We start from the raw sequence: 23413 nt of genomic DNA on the forward strand, positions 1-23413 counted from the left end.
CGCCCACAGCGGAATTACCTTCGGCCGACACTCTCCCAGCCCCCTTGGCCTGCGTTCTCACCGGCGAGTTGGACACCCGACCAGCCTAGGGGCCGGGGGCGGCATCCGCCCCGCCCGGCGCCGATCGCACCCCGATCGGGCCCCTGACGTTCGGCAAAGCCGTCCGGTGCGTCAAACTTGTTGTGATTGATCGCACTGTTTGGCACGTCCGGCATCATGGGAGTTCAGGTCCCGTGAGCAGGTCGACAGTAGGAGTGAACTCGTGGACGACGTTCTGCGGCGCGCCCCGCTCTTCGCGGCGCTCGATGACGAGCAGGCCGCCGAGCTGCGCGCCTCGATGAGTGAGGTGACGCTCGCCCGTGGCGACGCCCTCTTCCACGAGGGAGACCCGGGCGACCGCCTGTACGTGGTCACCGAGGGCAAGGTGAAGCTGCACCGCACCTCCCCCGACGGCCGCGAGAACATGCTGGCCGTCCTCGGCCCCGGCGAGCTGATCGGCGAGCTCTCCCTCTTCGACCCGGGCCCGCGCACCGCGACCGCGACCGCGCTGACCGAGGTCAAGCTGCTCGGTCTCGGCCACGGCGACCTCCAGCCCTGGCTGAACGCCCGGCCCGAGGTGGCCGGCGCCCTGCTGCGCGCGGTCGCCCGCCGGCTGCGCAAGACCAACGACCAGATGTCCGACCTGGTCTTCTCCGACGTGCCGGGCCGGGTCGCCCGCGCGCTCCTCGACCTGTCGCGCCGCTTCGGCGTGCAGTCGGAGGAGGGCATCCACGTCGTCCACGACCTCACCCAGGAGGAGCTGGCCCAGCTGGTCGGCGCCTCCCGCGAGACGGTCAACAAGGCGCTCGCCGACTTCGCCCAGCGCGGCTGGCTGCGCCTGGAGGCCCGCGCCGTGATCCTGCTGGACGTGGAGCGCCTCGCGAAGCGCTCGCGGTAGGCACGCGCGCGTACGCCCGCCCCGTACGTACGGAGAAGGGGCCGCCCGGTTCGACCGGGCGGCCCCTTGCCGTGTGCCGTGCGGACGGCGGGTCAGCGCTTGGTGCCGTCCACGATGACCGGGGACGAGCCGCCGCTGCCGCAGGGCACCGCGTAGACCGGGTTCTTGGACGCGGCCTCCTTGTAGGCGTCGATGCACTGGTTCGCCAGGACCTTGTCGGTCAGCGAGTCGTTGAGGATCTTGTTGGCGCGGGCGATGCCCTCCGCCTCGATCCGGCGGCGGTCCGCGTCCGCCTTGGCGGTACGGGCGGCCTCCAGGGCCCGCTCGGTGGCCTGCTGCTGCTGGATCTTGCGGTCGATCTGGTCCTGGAGCGCGTCCGAGGGCTTCACGTTCCGCAGGTTGACCGTGGTGACGTCGATGCCGCGCGGCGCCAGCCGGTCCTTGATCAGGGTGCCGATCTCGGCGTTGATCTTCTCGCGGTCGGAGGCGTAGCCCTGCTCACTGGAGTAGCGGGCGAAGACGTTGCGGACGATCTCCCGGCTGTCCGGGTAGACCAGCCGCTGCTGGATGGCGTCCGCGCTGCCGGCCAGCTTGTACAGCTCGACGGCCTTGGTCGGGACCACCGCCCACTTCACCGTCACCTCGGCGTACATGACGCCGCCCTGCGAGGAGCGGACCTCGACCACGTCCTTGTCGGAGAGGTTGAGGTCGACCGGGCGGGTCGAGAAGGTGGTGACGTCGGTGAACGGCGACTTCACGTGCAGGCCGGAGGTCATCGGCGTACCGACCTTGCCGAACGCGACCGGCACGCCGACCTCGTAGGCGCTGACCACGTAGACCATGCTCACGATCAGCGAGAACAGGCCGGTCACCAGCGCGCCGGCGGCCCCCAGCCTCCAGCCGGTCGACTCCTGCGACCGGCCGACGAAGTAGAGCACCACAGCGGCGATGACCAGCAAGATGGCTATGACGAACACGGGCTTCCCCCCGGGAGCTTCGGCCAGATGTAAGCGGAGCGTAAGACACTCCGGAGGGCCCGGGAAGTTCCCGCCGTACGGACCGGATGCGGAGCCCGTACGAAACGGACGCACCGGCCGGTACGGCGGCGAGCGCGTCCGCCCGTACGAGGCGCACGCGCGCGTGCGGGAAAAAGCGGCGGCACGCGCGCGTGCGGCGCGGGAGCGGGGGCACGCGCGCGGGGCTCAGGCGGGCGGCAGGCCGCGCTCCCTGAGGTACTCCAGCTGGGCCCGTACGGAGAGTTCCGCGGCCGGCCACAGCGAGCGGTCCACGTCCGCGTACACGTGCGCCACCACCTCCGGCGCCGTCAGGTGGCCGTCGGCGGCCGCCGCCTCCACCTGGGCCAGCCGGGCCGCCCGGTGCGCCAGGTAGAACTCCAGGGCCCCCCGCGCGTCCTCCAGGACCGGCCCGTGGCCCGGCAGGACCGTGTGGACGCCGTCGTCGACGGTGAGCGAGCGCAGCCGCCGCAGCGAGTCCAGGTACGCGCCGAGCCGCCCGTCCGGGTGCGCCACCATCGTCGTGCCGCGCCCCAGGACCGTGTCGCCCGTCAGCACCGCCCGGTCGGCGGGGAGGTGGAAGGAGAGCGAGTCCGAGGTGTGTCCCGGCGTCGCCACCACCCGCAGCTCCAGGCCGCCGACCGCGACCACGTCGCCCTCGCCGAGCCCCTCGTCGCCGAGCCGCAGCGCCGGGTCCAGGGCCCGGACGGCGGTCCCGGTCAGTTCGGCGAACCGGCCCGCGCCCTCCGCGTGGTCCGGGTGGCCGTGCGTCAGCAGGGTGAGCGCGATCCGCTTGCCCGCCTCCTCGGCGGTGGCGGCCACCCGCCGCAGGTGGCCCTCGTCGAGCGGGCCCGGGTCGACCACCACGGCCAGGTCGGAGCCGGGCTCGGAGAGCAGCCAGGTGTTGGTGCCGTCCAGGGTCATCGCGGACGGGTTGGGCGCGAGCACGTTCACGGCCCGCGCGGTCGCGGGGCCGGAGACGACGAGTCCGCGCGGCTGACCGGGCAGGGCGGCGGCGTCGCTCACGCCTCGCCCCCGATCCGCCGGGTGAACTCCTCGTGGCCGGGCCAGCTGAGCACCACCTGGCCGTCCTCCACGCGCGCGCGGGCGAGGACCGGCGCCATGTCCTGCTTCCCGGCCTCCGCCAGGGCCTCGGCGGCGGTGCCGGCGGGCTGGAGGGAGCGCAGGGTCGCGATGGTCGGCGGCATCATCGTCAGCTCGCCCCGGTCGTACCCCGCGGCGGCGTCGGCCGGGCGGATCCAGACGGTGCGGTCGGCCTCCCCGGAGACGTCCCGGGTGCGCTGCCCCGCGGGGAGCGCGGCGACGAAGAACCAGGTGTCGTACCGCCGCGCCTCGAACTCCGGGGTGATCCAGCGGGCCCACGCCCCCAGCAGGTCCGAGCGGAGCGCCAGGCCGCGCCGGTCGAGGAAGTCCGCGAAGGACAGCTCGCGGGCGACCAGGGCCCGCCGGTCGCGCTCCCAGTCCTCGCCGGTGGTGTCGCCGACGACGCCCTCCCCGGTCTCCCCGGCGAGCAGCACGCCCGACTCCTCGAAGGTCTCGCGGACGGCGGCGCAGACCACCGCCTGGGCCTGCGCGGGGTCGTCGAGGCCGAGCCGGGCGGCCCACTCCGCCAGGGGCGGACCGGCCCAGCGGACCGGCTGCTCGTCGCGCGGGTCGACGCCGCCGCCGGGGTAGGCGTACGCGCCACCGGCGAAGGCCATCGAGGTGCGGCGGCGCAGCATGTGCACCTCGGGCCCGCCGGCCGCGTCGCGCAGCAGCAGGACGGTGGAGGCGCGTCTCGGCGTCACCGGCACCAGCTCGCCCGAGGCGAGGGCGCGGATGCGGTCGGGCCATTCGGGCGGGTACCACTGACCATTCGACATGGGCGGATGCTATGCGCACGCACGGGAATCCACGAGAGCCACCCGCCCCGCATCGCACACGGGGCCACCGCCCCCTGAACGCGCGAAGCCGTCGCCCCGGGCGTGCGGGGCGACGGCTCGGAGGGCCCGGGCGGCGGCCGGACCCGGAGTGCGGGCGGCCGGTCCGGGCGGGTCAGTCCTCGGTCAGCTCGACCTGGACCTCGACCTCGACGGGCGCGTCCAGCGGCAGGACGGTGACGCCGACGGCGCTGCGGGCGTGGACGCCCTTGTCGCCGAGGATCTCGCCGAGCAGCTCGCTCGCGCCGTTGATCACGCCGGGCTGGCCGGTGAAGTCGGGGGCGGAGGCGACGAAGCCGACGACCTTCACGACCCGCTTGATCCGGTCGAGGTCACCGGCGACCGACTTCACGGCCGCGAGCGCGTTGAGCGCGCAGGTGGCGGCGAGCTCCTTGGCCTGCTCGGGGGTGACCTCGGCGCCGACCTTGCCGGTCAGCGCGAGGGCGCCCTCGACCATCGGGAGCTGGCCGGAGGTGTAGACGTACGCGCCCGAGCGGACGGCCGGCTGGTAGGCGGCGATCGGCGGGACGACCTGGGGGAGCTTCAGGCCCAGCTCGGTGATCCGCGCCTCGACGGCCCCGCTCACGCGGTCTTCTCCCGCTTCATGTAGGCCACGAGCTGCTCCGGGTTGGGGCCGGGCACGACCTGGACGAGCTCCCAGCCGTCCTGGCCCCAGTTGTCGAGAATCTGCTTGGTCGCGTGCACCAGAAGCGGCACCGTGACGTACTCCCACTTGGTCATGGAGCCGACTGTAGCCGCTGCGGCGGGGCGGGCCCGCCCAGGCTCTCCCCCGGCACCGCCCCGCCGCTCCCCCGTCCCGGCCCGCCCTCCCCGGCCCTCCCCCGGCCGTCCCCTAGGGGGCTTCTCCGGGGCGGTCCGCCGGTTGCGCGGGCCCGCCAGTGGTTAGGCTCGACAGCGTGAGCAGGCTCCAGGTCGTCAGCGGCAAGGGCGGTACCGGTAAGACCACGGTGGCCGCCGCCCTGGCCCTCGCCCTCGCCACGGAGGGGAAGCGCACGCTCCTCGTCGAGGTCGAGGGCAGGCAGGGCATCGCACAGCTCTTCGAGACGGAGGCGCTTCCCTATGAGGAGCGCAAGATCGCCGTGGCTCCGGGCGGCGGCGAGGTGTACGCGCTGGCGATCGACGCCGAGCGCGCCCTCCTCGACTACCTCCAGATGTTCTACAAACTGGGCGGCGCGGGCCGCGCCCTGAAGAAGCTCGGCGCGATCGACTTCGCGACGACGATCGCGCCGGGGGTGCGGGACGTCCTGCTGACCGGCAAGGCGTGCGAGGCGGTGCGGCGGCGCGGGCGGGACGGGCGCCCGGTCTACGACCACGTGGTCATGGACGCCCCGCCGACCGGCCGCGTGACCCGCTTCCTCAACGTGAACGACGAGGTGGCGGGGCTGGCCCGGATCGGCCCCATACACAACCAGGCGCAGGCGGTGATGAAGGTCCTGAAGTCCCCCGAGACGGCGGTGCACCTGGTGACCCTGCTGGAGGAGATGCCGGTCCAGGAGACGGCGGACGGCATCGCCGAACTGCGCGCGGCGGGGCTGCCGGTGGGCCGGGTGGTGGTGAACATGGTCCGCCCGCGGGTCCTCGACGAGGCGGCGGTGCGGGCCGCCTCCGGCGAGCGGCGGGAGGAGATCGCGCGGACGCTGGCCTCGGCCGGGATCGCGGACTCCGGCGCGCTGGTGGGGCCGCTCCTGGAGGAGGCGGCCGGGCACGCGCGCCGGGTGGAGCTGGAGCGGGCGCAGCGGGCCGTCCTGGACGGCCTCGGCCTGCCCGCGTACGAGCTGCCGTACCTGGGCGACGGGGCGGACATCGCGGGCCTCTACCGGCTGGCGAGGGAACTGCGGAGGCAAGGGGTGGGTGCGGCGTGACGGAGAGGCTCGCCGGGGCGGAGAAGGCCCCGGGCACCGCCGCGGGCGGTCTCGACGCGGTGCCGTTCCTGGAGGTCGATCCGATCCTGGACGACCGGGGGACCCGGATCATCGTCTGCTGCGGTGCGGGCGGGGTCGGCAAGACGACCACGGCGGCGGCGCTGGGCGTGCGGGCGGCGGAGCGGGGCCGGCGGGTGGTCGTCCTCACCATCGACCCGGCCCGGCGGCTGGCCCAGTCGATGGGCATCGACGCGCTGGACAACACGCCCCGCCGGGTGGACGGGGTGAAGGGCCCCGACGGGGGCGAACTGCACGCCATGATGCTGGACATGAAGCGGACCTTCGACGAGATCGTCGAGGCGCACGCGGAGCCCGCGCGGGCGCGGGCGATCCTGGAGAACCCCTTCTACCGGTCCCTGTCGGCCGGTTTCGCCGGTACGCAGGAGTACATGGCGATGGAGAAGCTGGGGCAGCTGCGGGCCCGGGACGAGTGGGACCTGATCGTGGTGGACACCCCGCCGTCCCGGTCGGCCCTGGACTTCCTGGACGCGCCGAAGCGGCTGGGGTCCTTCCTGGACGGGAAGTTCATCAAGCTGCTGATGGCCCCGGCGAAGGTCGGCGGCCGGGCGGGGATGAAGTTCCTCAACGTCGGGATGTCGATGATGACGGGGACGCTGGGGAAGCTGCTGGGGGGTCAGTTCCTGGGGGACGTGCAGACGTTCGTGGCGGCGATGGACACGATGTTCGGCGGTTTCCGGACCCGGGCGGACGCCACCTACCGGCTGCTCCAGGCGCCGGGCACGGCGTTCCTGGTGGTGGCGGCGCCGGAGCGGGACGCGCTGCGGGAGGCCGCCTACTTCGTGGAGCGGCTGGCCGCGGAGGGGATGCCGCTGGCCGGTCTCGTGCTGAACCGGGTGCACGGCAGCGGGGCGGCCGGGCTGTCGGCGGCGCGGGCGCGGGCCGCCGCGGAAAATCTTGACGAGGGGCGCATGGCCGATCCGGGCGACGGGAAGAATGGACTGCGTGACGCCCCGGCACCGTCGTCCGGGCCGTCGCGCTCCGCCACCGCCGCCGCTCCCTCGGCGAAGTCCCCCACGGCACGTCCCGCCGACGCGGGAAGCACCGCGCACGACACGTCCGCCGCACCAGGGGCGGCCGTCGAGACCGACGCACCAGAGGCCGACGCACCAGAGGGTCCGGGCGCGCCCGGGGCCGCCCCCACGGCCGATCCGGACGTCCGCCGGCTGACCGCGGGTCTGCTCCGGCTCCACGAGGAGCGGATGCGGGTGCTCGCGCGCGAGCGGCGCACGCGTGACCGCTTCACGGCCCTGCACCCCGAGGTGCCGGTGGCCGATGTGGCCGCCCTGCCCGGCGATGTGCACGACCTCGCCGGGCTGCGGGCCATAGGTGAGCGCCTGTCGTTGCCGCGCGACCGGTCCTGACGGACCCCGCGCGGCGCGGCCGGGGCTAACCGACCGCGGCGTACTCCTCGTACGTCGCGTCGTCCTGCATGGCGACGGGCAGCAGGCCCGCGCCGCGCTCGTACTCGGTGCGCGCGGTCTCCAGGAGCCGGCGCCACGAGGTGACCGTGGGCCGCCGGCGCAGCAGGGCGCGGCGCTCGCGCTCCGTCATGCCGCCCCACACGCCGAACTCCACGCGGTTGTCCAGGGCGTCGGCAAGGCACTCGGTCCGTACCGGACAGCCGGTGCACACCGCCTTCGCCCTGTTCTGTGCCGCTCCCTGGACGAAAAGTTCATCCGGATCGGTAGTGCGGCAGGCCGCCTGCGCACTCCAGTCAGCTACCCAGCCCATACCGGCGCCGTCCTCTCCCGAATCGAGGCTCCCCCACGGCGGCAGCGGCATATTCACCGCTGCCAGTTGGGACGTTACGGAAGGCGGAGACGGCGCAACACCCCCTTCGGGCCCAATCTTGGATGGCCCGAACGGACTATGCGTACGCGTCAGATCACCCAGGGGAGTGATCGAAGGACATGCGTGTGTTAAGCCGCGTATCTCAGTACAACTCGCGAATCGGACAGGTGGTCGTCCGCGCTTCGGGGGCGCGGAAACCTGTGCCGGATTCCAGACGGATGCCGCACGGGGGTTGATACGGGACCGCACTCCTGTGACAGTCGGGAGCAGCTTAGGCCAAGGCATATCCGCGTGTCCGGCGATTGGGAACGTAGCCGTCCCGCGGTGCGCCGGGCCGCCGCGGTGCGCGCCGCCGCCGTCCCCTCCGTACGCCCTCCGGCCCCGTCCGACCTCGCCGGATGTCACGGTCTGGTACGCGAACCCTCCGAGAGGCCCCCGCTCCGGCGGAACGCTCAGGAGTACGGATTAGGCTGCCCCCATGGCAAAGAAGCGCTCGGGCGGTGGTCTGACCGGGACCCAGCAGGCCGCCAAATTCCTCGGTGTCAGTGTGCTCTCCGGAGCCGTGCTGGCGGGCATCGCCCTGCCCGCGGCCGGCGCACTGGGTCTGGCGGCGAAGGGAACCGTCGAGGGGTTCGACGAGATCCCCTCCAACCTGAAGACCCCTCCGCTCAGTCAGCGCACCACCATCCTGGACTCCGAGGGCGGCGTGATCGCGACCGTCTACTCCCGGGACCGCAAGGTGGTGCCGCTGGAGAAGATGTCGCCGTACGTGCAGAAGGCCCTCGTCGCGATCGAGGACGGGCGCTTCTACGAGCACGGCGCGATCGACCTCAAGGGCGTGCTGCGCGCGATCAACAAGAACGCGCAGTCCGGCGGCGTCTCCGAGGGCGCCTCCACCCTCACCCAGCAGTACGTGAAGAACGTCTTCGTCGAGGAGGCCGGTGACGACCCGGAGAAGGTCGCCCAGGCCACCCAGCAGACGATCGGCCGCAAGGTCCGCGAGCTGAAGTACGCGATCCAGGTCGAGGAGGAGCTGGGCAAGAAGAAGATCCTGGAGAACTACCTCAACATCACGTTCTTCGGGCAGCAGGCGTACGGCATCGAGGCCGCCGCCCAGCGCTACTTCTCCAAGCCCGCCGCCAAGCTCGACCTGGGCGAGTCCGCGATGATGGCCGGCCTGGTGCAGTCGCCCAGCCGCTACGACCCCATCAACGACATCGAAGAGGCCACCAAGCGGCGCAACGTGGTCCTCCAGCGGATGGTGGACGTCGGCGACATCAGCCAGGCGGAGGCCGACAAGACCAAGGCCACCAAGATCAAGCTGAAGGTGAAGACGCCGAAGAACGGCTGCATCACCGCCGTCGCCGGCGCCGGCTTCTTCTGCGACTACGTCCGCAAGACGATCCTGAGCAACCCCGTCTTCGGCAAGACGTCCGAGGAGCGGCAGAAGGTCTGGAACCTCGGCGGCCTCACCATCCGCACCACGCTCGACCCGAAGGCGCAGCGCGCCGCCAACCGGGCCGCGGTCGCCAAGGTGAACAAGGACGACCCGGTCGCCACCGCCGTCGTGCAGGTCCAGCCCGGCACCGGCAAGATCGTGTCGATGGGCCAGTCCCGTCCGTACGGCCTGGACCAGAAGCAGTTCCAGACCACCCTGAACCTCTCCGTGGGCAGCAAGATGGGCGGCACCACGTACGGCTTCCCGGTCGGCTCGACCTTCAAGCCGATCACCGCCGCCGCGGCCCTGGAGAAGGGGCTGAGCCCCTCGCAGACCTTCGACACGCCGTGGAAGATCTCCATGAAGGAGAACGAGTTCACGCGCTGCGACGGCCGGCCCGCCGGCAACGACGCCTGGTCGGTGCAGAACGAGGTCGAGTCGGAGAAGGGGGCGTACGACATGACGAGCGCCCTCGGCAAGTCCATCAACACCTACTTCGCCAAGCTGGAGCAGATGGCCGGCCTCTGCGAGACGCTGACGATGGCGAAGAAGGTCGGCTACGAGCGCGAGCTCGGCAAGTCGATCGTGCAGAGCCCGTCCGTCACCCTCGGCAGTGTGGAGAGCACCCCGCTCGACATGGCCGCCGTCTACGCGACCTTCGCCAACCGCGGCATCTACTGCGTGCCGGTCGCCATCGAGTCCATCAAGACGGCCAACGGCGAGAAGCTGAACGTGCCGCAGACCAAGTGCACCCGGGCGATGTCCGACCACACCGCCGACACCATCAACCAGATGCTGAAGGGCGTGGTCGAGGACGGCACCGGTACGAAGGCCGGCCTCAGCGACCGCGACAACGCGGGCAAGACGGGTACCACCGAAGGCCGCAAGGACGCCTGGTTCGTCGGCTACACCCCGACCCTCTCCACCGCGGTCTGGGTCGGCGACGACGTCGGCGAGCGCAAGGAGATGTACCGCCTCACCATCGGCGGCCAGTACTACGACAAGGTCTGCGGCGGCTGCCTCCCCGGCCCGATCTGGCGGATCGCGATGACCGGCGCCCTCGGCTCCGACACCCCGTCCTTCGTCGCCGTCGACGTACCCCGCGGCGCGGAGAAGCCGAAGGAGGACCCGGAGAAGGACAAGGACAAGGACAAGGAGAAGGACAAGGGCCGCGACGACGCCAAGCCCGGCGGCCGGCAGCCGGAGAACCCCTTCCCCGGCTTCCCCTCCTTCCCCGGCACCGGTGACGGGAACAACCGGGGCGGACGCGGCGGCAACCACTGACGGACCCCGCGCACCGCACGGAGAATAGGGGCGCCCCCGCCAGAGGAATCCGGCGGGGGCGCCCCTTCGTCGTGCGCCGGGCGGTCAGCCCGCGAGCAGCTTCTTCACCATGGCGGCGACGCGGCCGCCCTCGGCCAGCCCGGCGACCTTCGGGTTCACGATCTTCATGACGGCGCCCATCGCGCGCGGGCCCTCGGCGCCCGCGCCGGTCGCCTCCGCGACGGCGGCGGCGACGATCGTCTCCAGCTCGTCGTCGGAGAGCTGCTTCGGCAGGTACGCGTCGAGGAGCTCGCCCTCGGAGCGCTCCCGCGCGGCGGACTCGGGGCGACCGCCCTGCTCGAAGGCGTCCGCGGCCTCGCGCCGCTTCTTCGCCTCCTTGGCGATCACCTTCTGCACCTCGTCGTCGGAGAGCTCGCGCTTGGTCTTGCCCGCGACCTCCTCCTTCGTGATCGCGGCGAGGGTCAGCCGCAGGGTCGAGGAGCGCAGTTCGTCGCGCTCCCGGATCGCGGCGTTGAGGTCGTCCTGAAGCCTGGCCTTGAACGTGGTCATGACGCCCAGTGTCGCAGGTCCCCCACGCCCCCCGCCCGTCCATTTCCCGTCCGGGCGTCTGGAACGATGGGAGGATGCGCGCTCGGTACCGACTCCCCCTCACCGTCACGGCAGGCGTCGCGGCGACGGCCGCGGCCGGACTGGTCTACGCGGCGGGCTTCGAGGCCCGCTCGTTCCGGCTCCGCCGGGTCACCGTCCCCGTCCTGCCCCCGGGCATGGACGACCTGCGGGTCCTCCAGGTCTCCGACATCCACATGGTGTGCGGGCAGCGCAAGAAGCGCGCCTGGCTCCAGCGGCTCGCCGGGCTCCGCCCCGACTTCGTCGTCAACACCGGCGACAACCTCTCCGACACCGAGGCCGTGCCGGAGCTGCTCGACGCGCTGGGCCCCCTGATGGACTTCCCCGGCGTGTACGTCTTCGGCTCCAACGACTACTACGGCCCCCGCTTCCGCAACCCCGGCCGCTACCTGGTGGAGAAGGTCCAGGGCCGGCACGGGCTCAACGGCAACGCGCCGGTCGTCGGCGCCGTCCACAACCCCTGGGAAGGGATCAAGGACGCCTTCGACGCGGCCGGCTGGGTGGACCTCACCAACACCCGCGGCCGGCTCAAGCTGCCCCAGGCCGACCTGGCCTTCACCGGCCTCGACGACCCGCACATCAAGCGGGACCGGTACGAGCGGGTGGCCGGCGGCCCCGACGCCTCCGCCGACTTCTCCCTGGGCGTCGTCCACGCCCCGTACCTGCGCGTCCTCGACGCCTTCGCCGCCGACGGCTACGAGCTGCTCCTCGCCGGGCACACCCACGGCGGCCAGCTGTGCGTCCCCTTCTACGGCGCCCTCGTCACCAACTGCGACATCGACCCCGACCGGGTGAAGGGCCTCTCCACCCACACCGCCGGCGGCCACACCTCCTACCTGCACGTCTCGGCCGGCTGCGGCACCAACCGCTACACCCCGGTCCGCTTCGCCTGCCCGCCCGAGGCCACCCTGCTCACGCTGACGGCCCGCCCGGCCTGACCCGAGAACCGGATTTCGTCTCTGGCCGCGGGTGGGCTAAAGTAATCGATGTCGCCGCGACGAGAAGATCAGAGCAGCGACATCGGGGTGTAGCGCAGCTTGGCAGCGCGCTTCGTTCGGGACGAAGAGGTCGTGGGTTCAAATCCCGCCACCCCGACAGCCAGCAAGACCCTCCAGGGGCCTGATCCGCGAGAGCGGGTCGGGCCCCTGAGTGGTTTCCAGGACGAGCCGGGGGGCGGGTGACCGTGACGGGGCGGCGGGCGACGGAGGAGTACCTCGACGGGTACGCGGCGATCCTGACCGGGGTGTGCGCGACCGGCCGGCGGCTGAGCCGCGAGGAGCTGGAGGGGCTGCGGGGGCGCGGCGAGCGGGCCGCCGACGCGGGGCTCGGGCTGCGGCTGCTGGTGCGGGCGCACCTGGCGGCGGCGCGGGAGGTGCGGGCCGGGCTGCCCCGGGGGACCGACCCCGACCTGTTCCTGGGCGCCGTCGAGCAGGCGGTCGACGCCTTCGCCGAGGGGCACGAGCGGGCGCAGAAGCTGGCGGTGCGGCAGGAGGAGGCGGCGCGGCGGGAGTTCGTCGACGACCTGCTGTACGGGCGGAGCGATCTGGGGCGGCTCGCGGAGCGGGCCGAGCGGTTCGGGCTGCTGCTCTCGCACAGCCACGCGGTGGCGGTGGCGCAGGGCGCGGAGCCGTTCGGCGACGGGTACGCGGTGTCGCGGAGCGTGGAGTCCTCGCTGATCGCCCGGTTCGGCACCCGGCGGATCCTGCTCACCACCAAGGACGGGCGGCTGATCTGCGTGGCCCCCGGCGACGAGCCGGAGGTGCTCGCGCACTTCGCCAAGCACACGTACGCCGCCGCCGTCGACGACACCCTGATCGCGGTCGGCCGGGCGCACCCGGGCGCCGGCGGGGTCGTCCACTCCTACGAGGAGGCGCTGGGCGCGCTCGACCTGGCGGAGCGGATCGGGCTGGACGGGCCGGTGCTGTACGCCGCCGACCTGCTGGTCTACCCGGTGCTCGCGCGGGACCGGCAGGCCATGGCGGACCTGGTCGGCACCGTCCTCGGGCCGCTGGCCGGCGCCCGGGGCGGGGCGCAGCCGCTGCTCGACACCCTGCACGCGTACTTCGACGCGGGCTGCGTCACCACCGAGGCGGCCCGGCGGCTCTCGCTGAGCGTGCGGGCGGTCACCTACCGGCTGGACCGGATCCACCGGCTGACCGGCTCGGACCCCGGGGACCCGACCCAGCGGTACACGCTCCAGACGGCGGCGATCGGGGCCCGGCTGCTGGGCTGGCCGGAAAACGATCTCTGAGTCGGGCCGGGGCGGCATTAAGGGCGCATAAAGATTGCCGGGGCCCGGCAGTGTCCTGGGAGCCTCCGGGATGAGAGGGTGAGCGGGACGGCGGACAGGAACGCGGCAGCCGAAGGAGTGGGGCCATGGAGTTGTTTCTCGGTCTCGGCATCGTCGGTCTGCTGCTGCTCGTCCTGAGCCTGGTCTTCGACGGTGTCCTGGAAGGACTCTTCGGGGGCTTCGGGGGGCTGGACGGGTTCCTGTCGCTGCCGGTGATCGCCGGTTTCGTGTCCGCGCTCGGCTTCACGGGGGCGCTGGTGCTCGGCACGACCGGCACGGGGGCGGGGGTCGCCACCGGCGCGGGAGCGGTCGCGGGTGTCGTGGTGGCGTGGCTGACCTGGAAGTTCGGCAGCGCGCTGATGCGCGACACCGCCGCTCCCGCGCCGCGCGGCGAGGACCTGCCCGGCAGCTCCGGCTCGGTGGTCACCGCCATCCCCGCGGAGGGCTACGGCGAGGTGCTGCTGTACCTCGGCGGCCAGCCCGTGAAGTACGCGGCCAAGGCCGCCGCACCGGTGCCGCGCGGCACCGAGGTGTGGGTCGAGTCGGTGCTCTCCACCACCTCCGTCACCGTGCGGCCGGTCGAGCGCTGAGCGCGCCGGCCCCGCCGTCCCCCGCCGAGACCTGAACCGAGAACCGTATCGAAGGGGGGTTCTTCATGAGCCCTGTACTCACCGCCGTGGTGGGGATCGTCGTCCTGCTCGTCCTGCTCGGCCTCGCGGTCGTCACCCGCTACAAGGTCGCGGGCCCGAGCGAGGCGTTCATCATCACCGGACGGCGCGGACAGAAGGCCACCGACCCGACGACCGGGCGCGTCTACACGGACAACAGCGGCCAGAAGGTCGTGGTCGGCGGCGGCGTCTTCGTCGTGCCGTTCGTCCAGCAGAAGTTCTCCCTGGACCTGTCCAGCCGGCACATCCCGATCGCCGTCCGGGGCGCCGTCACGCTGCGCGGCGTGAAGGCCAACCTGGAGGGCGTCGCCATCGTCAAGGTCGGCGGCACCGAGGACTCCATCCGGGCCGCCGCCCAGCGCTTCCTGATGCAGCAGGACGGCATCGTCGGCTTCACCCAGGAAGTGCTCTCCGGCGCGCTGCGCTCCATCGTCGGCCGGATGTCGGTCGAGGACATCATCCGCGACCGGGCCGCCTTCGCCGGGCAGGTCGCCGAGGAGGCCGAGGCCAGCCTCTCCGGGCAGGGCCTCGTCCTCGACGCCTTCCAAATCCAGGACATCACCACCGAGGGCTCCTACCTGGAGGACCTCGGCCGGCCGGAGGCCGCCCGCGCCAAGCAGGAGGCCGACATCGCCGAGGCCGTCGCCCGGCGGGCCGCCGAGCAGGCCCGGCTGAAGGCCGAGGAAGAGATCGCGATCGCGCAGCGGACGCTGTACCTGAAGCAGGCCGAGATCAAGGCGCAGACCGACGAGGCGGCCGCCCAGGCCAACGCCGCCGGTCCGCTCGCCGAGGCGGCCCGCCAGCAGGACATCCTGGCCGAGCAGGAGAAGGTCGCCGCCCGGCAGGCCGCGCTGACCGACCGCCAGCTCGACACCGAGGTCCGCAAGCCCGCCGACGCCAAGCGGTACGAGGCGGAGCAGCAGGCCGAGGCGCAGCGCACCGCACGCGTGAAGCAGGCCGAGGCCGAGCGGATGGCGGCCATCGCGGCGGCCGAGGCCGAGGCCGAGCGGTCCCGGCTCACCGGTGAGGGCGAGAAGCAGCGCCGCCAGGCGCTGGCCGAGGCCGAGGCCATCGAGGGCGCCAAGCGCGGTGAGGCCGAGCGGGCCCGCCGTGCGGCGATCGCCGAGGCCGTCCGGCTGGAGGGCGAGGCGGAGGCCGACGCCATCGCCGCGAAGGGCTCCGCCGAGGCGGAGGCCATGCAGAAGCGGGCCGACGCGTTCGAGCGGTACGGCGAGGCGGCCGTGCTCCAGATGCTGGTCGAGGCGCTGCCGCAGGTCGTCGCGAAGGCCGCGGAGCCGCTGTCCGCGATCGACAAGATGACCGTCATCTCCACCGACGGCGCGGGCAAGCTGCCCCGCGCGGTCGCGGACAACGTCGCCCAGGGCATGGAACTGCTCAGCTCCACCACGGGCGTCGACCTGTCGGCCCTGCTGGGGAACCTCACCGCGAAGACCGGCGCCGCGCCGGCCCCGCAGGTGAACGGCAAGGTCGAGATCACCGACTGACCCCACGCGCCGACGCGTCCCGCACGGGGGCGCCGGTCCGGGCTCCCGCCCGGACCGGCGCCCCCGTCGTGGTAAGCCCCGTCGTGGTAAGCAGGAGGGGCGAAGTCGGCGCGGTGGAGGGGGAGTCGGGGCATGGCGGGGGACGGGGCGGCCGGGGTGCTGCTGGTGCACGGGGCGGGCGGGAGCGCCGAGGCGCACTTCGGGGGGCTGACGGCCCGGCTCGGCGACCGCCGCCGGATCGTGGCCTGCGCGCTGCCCGACGAGCCGGGCGCCGATCCCGACGCGGTCGTGGACGGCTTCGCGGCCGCCGCCGGCGCGGCCGGGCTGGACTCCTTCGCCGTCTGCGGCTACTCGCTCGGCGCGCCGCTGGCCGTACGGCTCGCGGTCCGGCACCCCGGGCGGGTGCGGGCGCTGGCCCTGTGCGCGCCCTTCGCCCGCGCCGACGCCCGGATGCGGCTGGCCGTCTCCGTCTGGCGGGGGCTGTACGAGGCGGGGCTGACCGGCCTGCTCGCCGAGCAGCTGGCGCTGACCGGACTGGGCCCCCGCTTCCTGGAGCGGCACCCGCTGCGGCTGCTGCGGGCCGCGCTGGCGCTGGCGCCCGCCCCGCCCGCCGGGACCCCGGCCCATCTGGACCTGGCGGAGCGGATCGACGTACGGGAGGACCTGGCCCGGCTGGCGGTGCCGGCGCTCGTCGTGGTCACCGGCGGGGACCCGCTGGTCGCCCCGGACCGGCAGCGCGCCCTGGCCGCCGCCGTGCCGGGCGCGGAGACGGCCGAGCTCGACACCGGGCACCTGCCGTTCTGGGAGGACCCGGAGGGCTGGGCGGAGGTGCTGGCGGGGTTCCTGGAGCGGTTCCCCGGGCCCGTCCCGGAGGAGACCGGGGTCAGATGATCGGCGGGCGGCCCAGCCGGGTCATCCGCGCCACCGTCGACCAGCGCATCGGCCGGCGCGGACCGGCCGGGGCCCGCAGCCCCTCGCCGAAGCCGGCGAACCAGGACTTCAGGCCGCGCGGCGAGCGGGTGCGGGCGACCGTCAGGAGCACCCAGACCGCCAGGTAGAAGGGGACGAGCGGGGCGGGGAGGTTCCGCTTGGCGAGCCAGACGCGGTTGCGGGCGGTCATCCGGTAGTAGACGTCGTGCCGGGCCGGGCTGGTCTTCGGGTGCTGGAGGAGCAGCTCGGGCTGGTACCGGATCCGCCAGCCGGCGTCGAGCGCCCGCCAGGCCAGGTCGGTCTCCTCGTGCGTGAAGAAGAAGTCCTCCGGCCAGCCGCCGATCCGCTCCAGCATCGGCATGGACAGGCCGTGGCCGCCGCCGAGGAAGGTGGTGACCTCGCCCGCCCGCATCGGGTCCTTCGCGCCGAGCCGGGGGACGTGACGGCGCTGCGTCTCGCCGCGCTCGTCGGCGATCCGGAAGGAGACCACGCCGAGCTCCGGCTCGGTCTCGTACAGGTCGGCCAGGCGGCGGAAGACGTCGGTGTCGACGAGGAGGCCGTCGTCGTCGAGGTCGACCAGGACGTCCACGTCGCCGAAGGAGCGGAGGGTGTCGATGGCCACGTTCCGGCCACCGGTGACGCCCCGGTTCTCGGGCAGTTCGACGCCGGTGACGCCGTCGGGGAGCGGGGGCAGCGAGCCGGTGCCGTTGCCGACCACCACGACCCGGGCCGCGGGCTCGTCCTGCCGCGCCACCGAGTCGAGCAGCGCGCCCAGCTCCGCGGGGCGGGTGCCCATCGTCAGTACCGCCACGCCCACGCGAGGTCGCGCCACGGTCCACTCCGTTCCAGATCGGGGTCGGGTCTCGTGTCCTGGCCGGCTCCCGCCGGCCCCACGGCACCCATTGTTCACCCTCCGGGAACGCGGAAGGAACCCGGACGGCCCCCCGGCGGCCCCGGGGCGTCCCCCGGGCGGTCCCCGGCGGCCCGCCCGCCCCGGGTGGCCGGAACCCTTCGGGGGTTCCCGGGCGTCCGTGCCTGCGTGGGGGTTCCGCTTCGGGGGGAGCGCGGCGCTCCGCCGGGAACGGCCGCTCTACTCTGGTGGCTTGCCGTCTCAATGATCGATTGTCGAAAGGGCGTCTCCTGGTGCTGGTCGCGGACCGATATCGGCTGCACGGGTGTATCGGCCGCGGGGGCATGGGCGAGGTGTGGCAGGCCACCGACGAGGTGCTCGGCCGGTCCGTCGCCGTGAAGCTGATGCTGGCCCAGTCCACCGACCCCGCCGGAGCCGACCGCTTCCGCCTGGAGGCGCAGACCGCCGCCCGGCTCAGCCACCCGCACGTCGTCGGCGTCTTCGACTTCGGCACCTGGGACGGGAAGCTGTTCCTCGTGATGGAGCTGGTCGAGGGCGACAGCCTCGGCTCCTCCCCCGCCCATCCGCTGGTGCTGCCCGCCGAGCGGGTCGCGGTGGTCGCCGCGCACGCCGCCGCCGGGCTCGCCGCCGCCCACCGGCAGGGCGTGGTCCACCGCGACATCAAGCCCGGCAACCTCCTCGTGGACGCCGACGGCACCGTCAAGCTGGCCGACTTCGGCATCGCCCGCTTCGTCGACGACCCGTCCGCCGGGCTGACCACGACCGGCCAGATCGTCGGCACCGGCCTCTACCTGGCGCCCGAGCGGGCCCTCGGCAAGCCCGCCTCCCCCGCCTCCGACGTGTACTCCCTGGGCTGCGTCCTCTACCAGCTCCTCACCGGGCACCCGCCGTTCCGCGCGGACACCGCGACCGCCCTGCTCTACCAGCACATCGACAGCGCGCCGACCCCGCCGAGCCGGCTCGGGGTGGTCCTCACGCCCGCCTTCGAGGCGTACCTGCTGAGCCTGCTCGCCAAGCAGCCCGAGCAGCGGCCGCCGTCCCCGGCCATCGCGGACTGGTTCGGCTCCGGCGCCTGGCGGGAGTACGCGCCCCGGCCCGCCGCGCCCGCCATGCCGGCCCCCGCCGCGCCCGCGCCGCACCCCGCGCCCGCACCGCGCCCCGTACCCGCCGCGCCCGCGCCGCACCCGACGGCGCCCGCCGCCATGCCCGCGCCCCGGACGGCCGCGCCGCGCTCCCCGGGTCCCGGCTCCGGCGGGATCCCGGCGCCGTCCCGGCGGCGGGGCGCCGACCGGGCCGGGAGCTCCACCGGCGCCCTCGCCGAGCTGTCCCGGCGCCGCCCGCGCAAGACCGCCGCCGTCGCCGGGGTCGTCGCCTTCGTCGTCTTCCTCTTCATCGGCATGGCCCTGCTGTCCTGACCCCGGCCCCCGGCTCAGTACAGCCGGGGCGCCATGACGTGCGGGTCGGTGCCGTCCTCGGCGAGCAGGAGGCAGCGGGGCACGCCCGGCCCGGGGGTGACCCGCACGGCCGCCGCCACCGGCGGATCGGCCGGCAGCTCGACCGGGACCGTCACCGGCCGGTCGCCCCGGGTCTCCGCGCGCCCGGTCTCCTTGCCGTCCACGAGGACCACGACGACGGGCCGGTGCCCGGCCTCCACCGTCACCGAGACCGAATGGCCCCGGTGGTCGATGTGGAAGTGGTGCTGTCGGCTCATGGCTCACCTCCGTCCCTCCAGCGTAGGAAGGTCCGGCCTCCCCCGCCTCCGGCCCGGCGTGCGCGTCCGGCGGGCCGGTGGTCCGATGGACCGGTACGCCCCCGGCGCCCCGCGCGGAACGGAGCAGGCACCCCATGGACGACCCCCGCCCCGAGACCCTCCCCTCCTTCGAGGACACCACCGACTTCGACGACGCCGACCGGGGCTTCGTCGCCGCCCTGGTCCCCGGCGTCGTGAAGGCCGCCGACGGCCGGACCGTCTGGGACGACGACGCCTACGGCTTCCTGGACGGGGAGTGCCCCGACACCGCCCACCCCGGCCTGTGGCGGCAGGGCCGGCTCTGCTCCCGGCAGGGCCTGTACGAGGTCACCGAGGGGATCTACCAGGTCCGCGGCCTGGACATGTCGAACATGACGCTCGTCGAGGGCGAGCGGGGCGTGGTCGTCGTCGACCCGCTGATCTCGGTGGAGACCGCCGCCGCCGCGCTCGCCCTCTACCGGGAGCACCGGGGCGAGCGGCCGGTGACCGGCGTGATCTACACCCACTCGCACGGCGACCACTTCGGCGGCGTCCGGGGCGTCCTGCCACACGGCGCCGAGGAGGGCGTGCCGATCCTCGCCCCCGCCGGCTTCCTGGAGCACGCCGTCAGCGAGAACGTGTACGCGGGCAACGCGATGAGCCGCCGGGCCACCTTCATGTACGGCATGGGCCTGCCCAAGGGCCCCCGGGGCCAGATCGGCACCGGCCTCGGCCAGGGCGGCTCCACCGGCACCATCAGCCTGATCCCGCCGACCGTCGACATCACCCGCACCGGCCAGGAGGAGACCGTCGACGGGGTGCGGATCGTCTTCCAGCTCACCCCCGGCACCGAGGCGCCGGCCGAGATGAACTTCCTCTTCCCCGACCACCGCGCCCTCTGCCTTGCCGAGAACGCCACCCACACCATGCACAACGTGCTCACCCTGCGCGGCGCCGTCGTCCGCGACAGCCGGATCTGGGCGCACTACCTCGACGAGGCCATCGAGTACTTCCACGGCAGGTACGACGTCGGCTTCGCCTCCCACCACTGGCCCACCTGGGGCCACGACGCCGTGGTCCGCTTCCTCGGCGAGCAGCGCGACCTCTACGCCTACCTGCACGACCAGACCCTCCGGCTGCTCAACGAGGGGCACACCGGCCCCGAGATCGCCGAGCTGATCCAGCTGCCGCCCGCCCTGGAGAAGGCGTGGCACGCGCGCGGCTACTACGGCTCGCTCAGCCACAACAGCAAGGCGGTCTACCAGCGCTACCTCGGCTGGTACGACGGCAACCCCGCCCACCTGTGGGAGCACCCCCCGGCCGCGCTCGCCCGGCGGTACGTGGACCTGGCCGGCGGTCCGGCCGCCGCGCTCGCCCGGGCCCGCGGCTACGCCGAGGAGGGCGACCTGCGCTTCGCCGCGACCCTGCTGAACCACCTCGTCTTCGCCGACCCGGAGGACGCGGCGGCGAAGGAGACCCTGGCCGGGGTGTACGAGCGGCTCGGCTTCGGCGCCGAGAACGCCACCTGGCGCAACTTCTACCTGCGCGGCGCGCAGGAGCTGCGCGAGGGCGTCGTCCTCGACGTGGTGGACATGACCAACCCCGAGATGGCGCGGGCGCTGACCGTGCCCATGCTGATCGACTCGCTCGCCGTCCGGATCGACGGCCCCCGGGCCTGGGACGACGACCTGACCCTCGACCTCGTCCTCACCGACGGCCCCGGCGGGCCCGGGGCCCCCGGGGGCGCCGTCACCCGCCGGCTCACCCTCAGCCGGGGCGCGCTCACCCACCGGGAGCTGTCCGGCCCGCCCCGCTCCCCCGCCGGGCTCACCCTCACCCTGGACAAGGAGCGGCTGCTCGGGCTGCTCGCCGGGCGGGACCCGGCGGAGCTGGGGGTGGGCGTCGACGGCGACCCGGCCCTCCTCGCCCGGCTCTTCTCCTACGTGACGACCCCGGACCCCGGCTTCCCGGTCGTCACCCCGTGACCGCCAGGCCCAGGCAGCCGAGGGCGACCAGACCGGCGCAGACCGTCAGGTTGACCACCCGGTACTCCAGGAAGACCGCCGCGAACTCGCGGATGGTGGCGCTCGGCCAGTAGTACGCGGCGGTCGGCGAGCCCACCACCTGCCCGTCCACCCCCGCCTTCCGGGCCATCAGCGCGGCCCGGAAGGCGTGGAAGTCGTTGGTGACGACCACGCAGCCGGCGCCCGGCCGCTCGGCGTCCATCAGCTCCTTGCTGAACCGCAGGTTCTCCTCGGTGCTGCGGGAGCGGTCCTCGCGGCGGATCCGGTCCTCCGGGAAGCCCCGCTCCACCAGGTAGTCGGCCATCGCGTGGGACTCCGGCAGCTCCTCGTCCGGGCCCTGCCCGCCGGAGGTCACCAGCAGGGGCACGTCGGTGCCGCGCGCGGCCAGCCGCTCGTACACCTCCCGGCCCCGGTCGAGCCGGCTCGCGAGCAGCGGCGGCACCCGGCGGCCGCCGATCAGGCCGGAGCCCAGGACCACCACGAAGCCGGCGTCGCGCCGCAGCCGCATCCGCCCGTACAGGAAGGCGTACCCGACGAAGCAGACGAAGAGGAAGGAGACGTAGCCGAGGACGAGGAGCAGGGTGACGGCGACGACGCCGAGGACCCGGGAGCGGGTGAGCACCGCGACGGCCGTCAGGCCGAACGTCCCGAGGATGCCGAGGCCCGCGAGGAGCGACAGCAGATTGGCCGGGCGGCGGCCCTCGCGGCGGACCATCTTCACGCCGTTGACGCAGAGCAGGACGGCGAGCACCACCGGCCCCAGGCCGAGGACCAGCAGGATCAGCACGAGCAGCGACTCGACGAGGCCGGACGGCAGGTCCTCGACGGCGGCCAGCAGGCCGAGGCCGAGGAAGGTGACGGCGAGGCCGAGGTGGACGGCGTTCGCGAAGCGGCGCCGGTCGCGCAGGACACCCGCTCCGAACAGCAGGAGGAAGAAGGCGGAGACCGCGAAGGCGAACATGCCGCCATCGTAGGCACCGTACGGCTCCCGGACCGCTTCCCCCGGCCCCGGTCAGCGCTCCCAGGACAGGGCGAACAGCCCCCGCCGGGCCCCCTCCTCGTACGCCTCCCGCAGCTCCGGGTCGTCCAGCAGCCCGCGCAGCGCCTCCTCGCTCCGCTCCCGCGCCAGCACGCAGAACCGGCCCGGCCGGTAGGAGGCGTCGAAGACCGAGGTCCGCAGCAGGTCGACGGCGCCCAGGAGGTGGGCCGCCCGGTCCGGGCGGCCGTCCAGCAGCCGCAGCCGGGCCAGGAGTTCGGCCGCGCAGGAGGCGCCGACCGCCGAGCCCAGGCGCAGGTGTTCGCGCAGCGCCCGCCGGGCGTGCTCGGCGGCCCGGGCCCGCTCCCCGTCCCGGACCAGGAGTTCGGCCCGCGCGTGGTGCGCCCAGGCGTCCGCGGACAGGTCGCGGCCCGCCGCCCCGGTCCGCAGCTCCGCCCCGTCCCGCTCCAGCCGCTCCAGGGCCTCCCGGGCGGCGTCCGGGTCGGCGCGGGCCAGGCAGAGGGCGATCGAGGCCCAGCACGCCTCCCGGGTGGGGCCGAAGTCGGGTACCTCGCCGAGCTGTTCCAGCGCTTCGCGGAACTCGGCCACCGCCGCCCGGGGCCGGCCCTGGTGGAGGGCGATCGCCCCGCGCAGGTGGGCCAGCATCCCCAGGCAGCGCACGTCCCCGTCCCGTACCGCCGCCGCCCAGGCCCGGCCGAGCAGCGGGTCGGCGTCCTCGGGGCGTCCGGACTCCAGCTCCAGGAAGGCGGCGAGCCAGAGCGCGCGGGCGGGCGGCGGGCCCTCGTGCAGGGCGAGCGCGTGCCGCAGCCGGGTGCGGCCCTCGACGCCCCGCCCGCAGGCCACCCACAGGAACCACAGGGCGACCGCCACCTCCAGGGCGGGTCCGGTCTCCTCGGCGGGCGCGAGCGGCGCCGTCGTGGGGTCCATGGCGGCCGCCAGGTCGGGCAGTTCGCGCAGGGCCAGGTCGCGGGCGTCGAGCTGGCGGCCGTGCTGCCACCAGGCGGCGGCCCGCCGGGCGACGCCCACGCACCAGCGGCGGTGGTGGCGCAGGACGGTCGCGCGGTCGCCCCGGGCGGTGAGCCGCCGGGCGCCGACGGCCCGCATGGCGTGCGGCATCCAGTGGCGCGGTCCGCCCTCCTCGCCGTCGAAGCGGTCGTCCACCGGCAGCAGCGCCCGGGGGGCGAGCCGGTCCAGGACGGTGCCGACCCCGGCGGCGGCGAGCGTCCCGTAACCGCAGACCTCCTCCACCGCCCGCCGGTCGAAGGCTCCCTCGAAGACGGAGAGCCGCTCCCACAGCAGGCGCTCGGCGGGCCCGCAGGCCAGGTAGCCCTCCTCGGCGGCGGCGAGCTGGGCCGTCCCGACCGGCTCGCCCCACAGCATTTCGTACTCCGGCGGCTCTCCCACC

General features: G+C 74.1%; 22 protein-coding genes and 1 tRNA gene. 12 read left to right on the plus strand and 11 right to left on the minus strand.

Going from position 1 to position 23413, the window contains the following annotated elements:
- Nucleotides 1-262: 262 nt before the first annotated feature.
- Nucleotides 263-937 carry a Crp/Fnr family transcriptional regulator gene (locus IE219_RS22525; RefSeq protein WP_030495802.1) on the plus strand — a complete coding sequence of 225 codons (675 nt, stop codon included), beginning with the start codon at nt 263-265 and terminating at the stop codon, nt 935-937.
- 92 nt (nt 938-1029) lie between these two features.
- On the opposite strand, the gene IE219_RS22530 is transcribed toward IE219_RS22525, so the two are convergent.
- The 5 genes from IE219_RS22530 to sp36 all read right to left on the minus strand — a co-directional run bounded on the left by IE219_RS22530 (nt 1030) and on the right by sp36 (nt 4631).
- Nucleotides 1030-1914, minus strand: a complete 885-nt coding sequence (locus IE219_RS22530; RefSeq protein WP_189980328.1) for a prohibitin family protein — start codon at nt 1912-1914, stop codon at nt 1030-1032.
- 225 nt (nt 1915-2139) lie between these two features.
- Nucleotides 2140-2976 (minus strand): MBL fold metallo-hydrolase, encoded by an 837-nt coding sequence (locus IE219_RS22535; protein ID WP_189980330.1) that lies wholly within the window; start codon nt 2974-2976, stop codon nt 2140-2142.
- On the minus strand, nt 2973-3833 hold the full coding sequence (locus tag IE219_RS22540) for an NUDIX hydrolase (protein WP_189980332.1): 861 nt from the start codon (nt 3831-3833) through the stop codon (nt 2973-2975). The genes IE219_RS22535 and IE219_RS22540 overlap by 4 nt, the downstream gene beginning before the upstream one ends.
- A 172-nt stretch (nt 3834-4005) precedes the next feature.
- On the minus strand, nt 4006-4476 hold the full coding sequence (locus IE219_RS22545; RefSeq protein WP_189980334.1) for a RidA family protein: 471 nt from the start codon (nt 4474-4476) through the stop codon (nt 4006-4008).
- On the minus strand, nt 4473-4631 hold the full coding sequence (sp36, locus tag IE219_RS22550; protein ID WP_189980336.1) for a Sp36 family protein: 159 nt from the start codon (nt 4629-4631) through the stop codon (nt 4473-4475). Before sp36 ends, IE219_RS22545 begins: the two co-directional genes overlap by 4 nt.
- 176 nt (nt 4632-4807) lie before the next feature.
- Between sp36 and bagA the strand changes: the two genes are divergently transcribed.
- Nucleotides 4808-5773, plus strand: a complete 966-nt coding sequence (bagA, locus tag IE219_RS22555; RefSeq protein ID WP_189980338.1) for an ATPase BagA — start codon at nt 4808-4810, stop codon at nt 5771-5773.
- Entirely contained in the window at nt 5770-7215 is a 1446-nt protein-coding gene (bagB, locus tag IE219_RS22560; RefSeq protein WP_189980340.1) for an ATPase BagB, read from the plus strand. The genes bagA and bagB overlap by 4 nt, the downstream gene beginning before the upstream one ends.
- Nucleotides 7216-7240: 25 nt before the next feature.
- On the opposite strand, the gene IE219_RS22565 is transcribed toward bagB, so the two are convergent.
- Entirely contained in the window at nt 7241-7585 is a 345-nt protein-coding gene (locus IE219_RS22565) for a WhiB family transcriptional regulator (protein WP_030749207.1), read from the minus strand.
- A gap of 538 nt (nt 7586-8123) precedes the next feature.
- Here IE219_RS22565 and IE219_RS22570 point away from each other — a divergent pair.
- Nucleotides 8124-10367 carry a transglycosylase domain-containing protein gene (locus IE219_RS22570; RefSeq protein ID WP_189980349.1) on the plus strand — a complete coding sequence of 748 codons (2244 nt, stop codon included), beginning with the start codon at nt 8124-8126 and terminating at the stop codon, nt 10365-10367.
- An 84-nt stretch (nt 10368-10451) separates the two neighbouring features.
- Here the strand turns inward: IE219_RS22570 and IE219_RS22575 are convergent, their stop codons facing one another.
- On the minus strand, nt 10452-10916 hold the full coding sequence (locus tag IE219_RS22575) for a GatB/YqeY domain-containing protein (protein ID WP_189980350.1): 465 nt from the start codon (nt 10914-10916) through the stop codon (nt 10452-10454).
- A 74-nt stretch (nt 10917-10990) separates the two neighbouring features.
- Between IE219_RS22575 and IE219_RS22580 the strand changes: the two genes are divergently transcribed.
- From IE219_RS22580 to IE219_RS22605, 6 genes are all read left to right on the plus strand, one after another.
- Nucleotides 10991-11932, plus strand: a complete 942-nt coding sequence (locus IE219_RS22580) for a metallophosphoesterase (protein ID WP_189980351.1) — start codon at nt 10991-10993, stop codon at nt 11930-11932.
- Between the two features lie 83 nt (nt 11933-12015).
- Nucleotides 12016-12089: transfer RNA gene (locus IE219_RS22585), tRNA-Pro, on the plus strand.
- An 88-nt stretch (nt 12090-12177) separates the two neighbouring features.
- A complete protein-coding gene (locus tag IE219_RS22590) occupies nt 12178-13245 on the plus strand; it encodes a PucR family transcriptional regulator (RefSeq protein WP_189980542.1) in 1068 nt (355 codons plus the stop codon).
- Between the two features lie 125 nt (nt 13246-13370).
- A complete protein-coding gene (locus IE219_RS22595) occupies nt 13371-13874 on the plus strand; it encodes an NfeD C-terminal domain-containing protein (protein WP_189980352.1) in 504 nt (167 codons plus the stop codon).
- Nucleotides 13875-13939: 65 nt separating this feature from the next.
- Nucleotides 13940-15457: a flotillin family protein gene (locus IE219_RS22600; RefSeq protein ID WP_189980353.1), complete on the plus strand. Its 1518-nt coding sequence runs from the start codon at nt 13940-13942 to the stop codon at nt 15455-15457.
- Nucleotides 15458-15589: 132 nt separating this feature from the next.
- Nucleotides 15590-16348, plus strand: a complete 759-nt coding sequence (locus IE219_RS22605; RefSeq protein ID WP_189980354.1) for an alpha/beta fold hydrolase — start codon at nt 15590-15592, stop codon at nt 16346-16348.
- Here IE219_RS22605 and IE219_RS22610 read toward each other — a convergent pair.
- The gene (locus IE219_RS22610; protein ID WP_189980355.1) at nt 16341-17219 is read right to left on the minus strand and encodes a glycosyltransferase family 2 protein; all 879 of its coding nucleotides are present in this window, start codon (nt 17217-17219) and stop codon (nt 16341-16343) included. The genes IE219_RS22605 and IE219_RS22610 overlap by 8 nt on opposite strands.
- 311 nt (nt 17220-17530) lie before the next feature.
- Between IE219_RS22610 and IE219_RS22615 the strand changes: the two genes are divergently transcribed.
- Nucleotides 17531-18673, plus strand: a complete 1143-nt coding sequence (locus IE219_RS22615) for a serine/threonine-protein kinase (protein WP_189980544.1) — start codon at nt 17531-17533, stop codon at nt 18671-18673.
- A gap of 14 nt (nt 18674-18687) precedes the next feature.
- Here IE219_RS22615 and IE219_RS22620 read toward each other — a convergent pair whose 3' ends face one another.
- Complete coding sequence (locus tag IE219_RS22620) at nt 18688-18969, minus strand: hypothetical protein (RefSeq protein ID WP_189980356.1); 282 nt, start codon at nt 18967-18969, stop codon at nt 18688-18690.
- A gap of 134 nt (nt 18970-19103) precedes the next feature.
- On the opposite strand from IE219_RS22620, the gene IE219_RS22625 reads away from it, so the two are divergent.
- Nucleotides 19104-20972, plus strand: a complete 1869-nt coding sequence (locus IE219_RS22625) for an alkyl/aryl-sulfatase (protein ID WP_189980357.1) — start codon at nt 19104-19106, stop codon at nt 20970-20972.
- On the opposite strand, the gene IE219_RS22630 is transcribed toward IE219_RS22625, so the two are convergent.
- Together IE219_RS22630 and IE219_RS22635 are read right to left on the minus strand one after the other, a co-directional pair.
- The gene (locus IE219_RS22630; RefSeq protein ID WP_189980358.1) at nt 20962-21972 is read right to left on the minus strand and encodes a YdcF family protein; all 1011 of its coding nucleotides are present in this window, start codon (nt 21970-21972) and stop codon (nt 20962-20964) included. The two genes, IE219_RS22625 and IE219_RS22630, sit on opposite strands and share 11 nt — an antisense overlap.
- A 51-nt stretch (nt 21973-22023) precedes the next feature.
- Nucleotides 22024-23412, minus strand: a complete 1389-nt coding sequence (locus tag IE219_RS22635) for a tetratricopeptide repeat protein (protein ID WP_229849942.1) — start codon at nt 23410-23412, stop codon at nt 22024-22026.
- Between the last annotated feature and the right edge of the window lies 1 nt (nt 23413).

Origin of the sequence: Streptomyces termitum (assembly GCF_014650175.1) — a bacterium.
Classification (GTDB): domain Bacteria; phylum Actinomycetota; class Actinomycetes; order Streptomycetales; family Streptomycetaceae; genus Streptomyces; species Streptomyces termitum.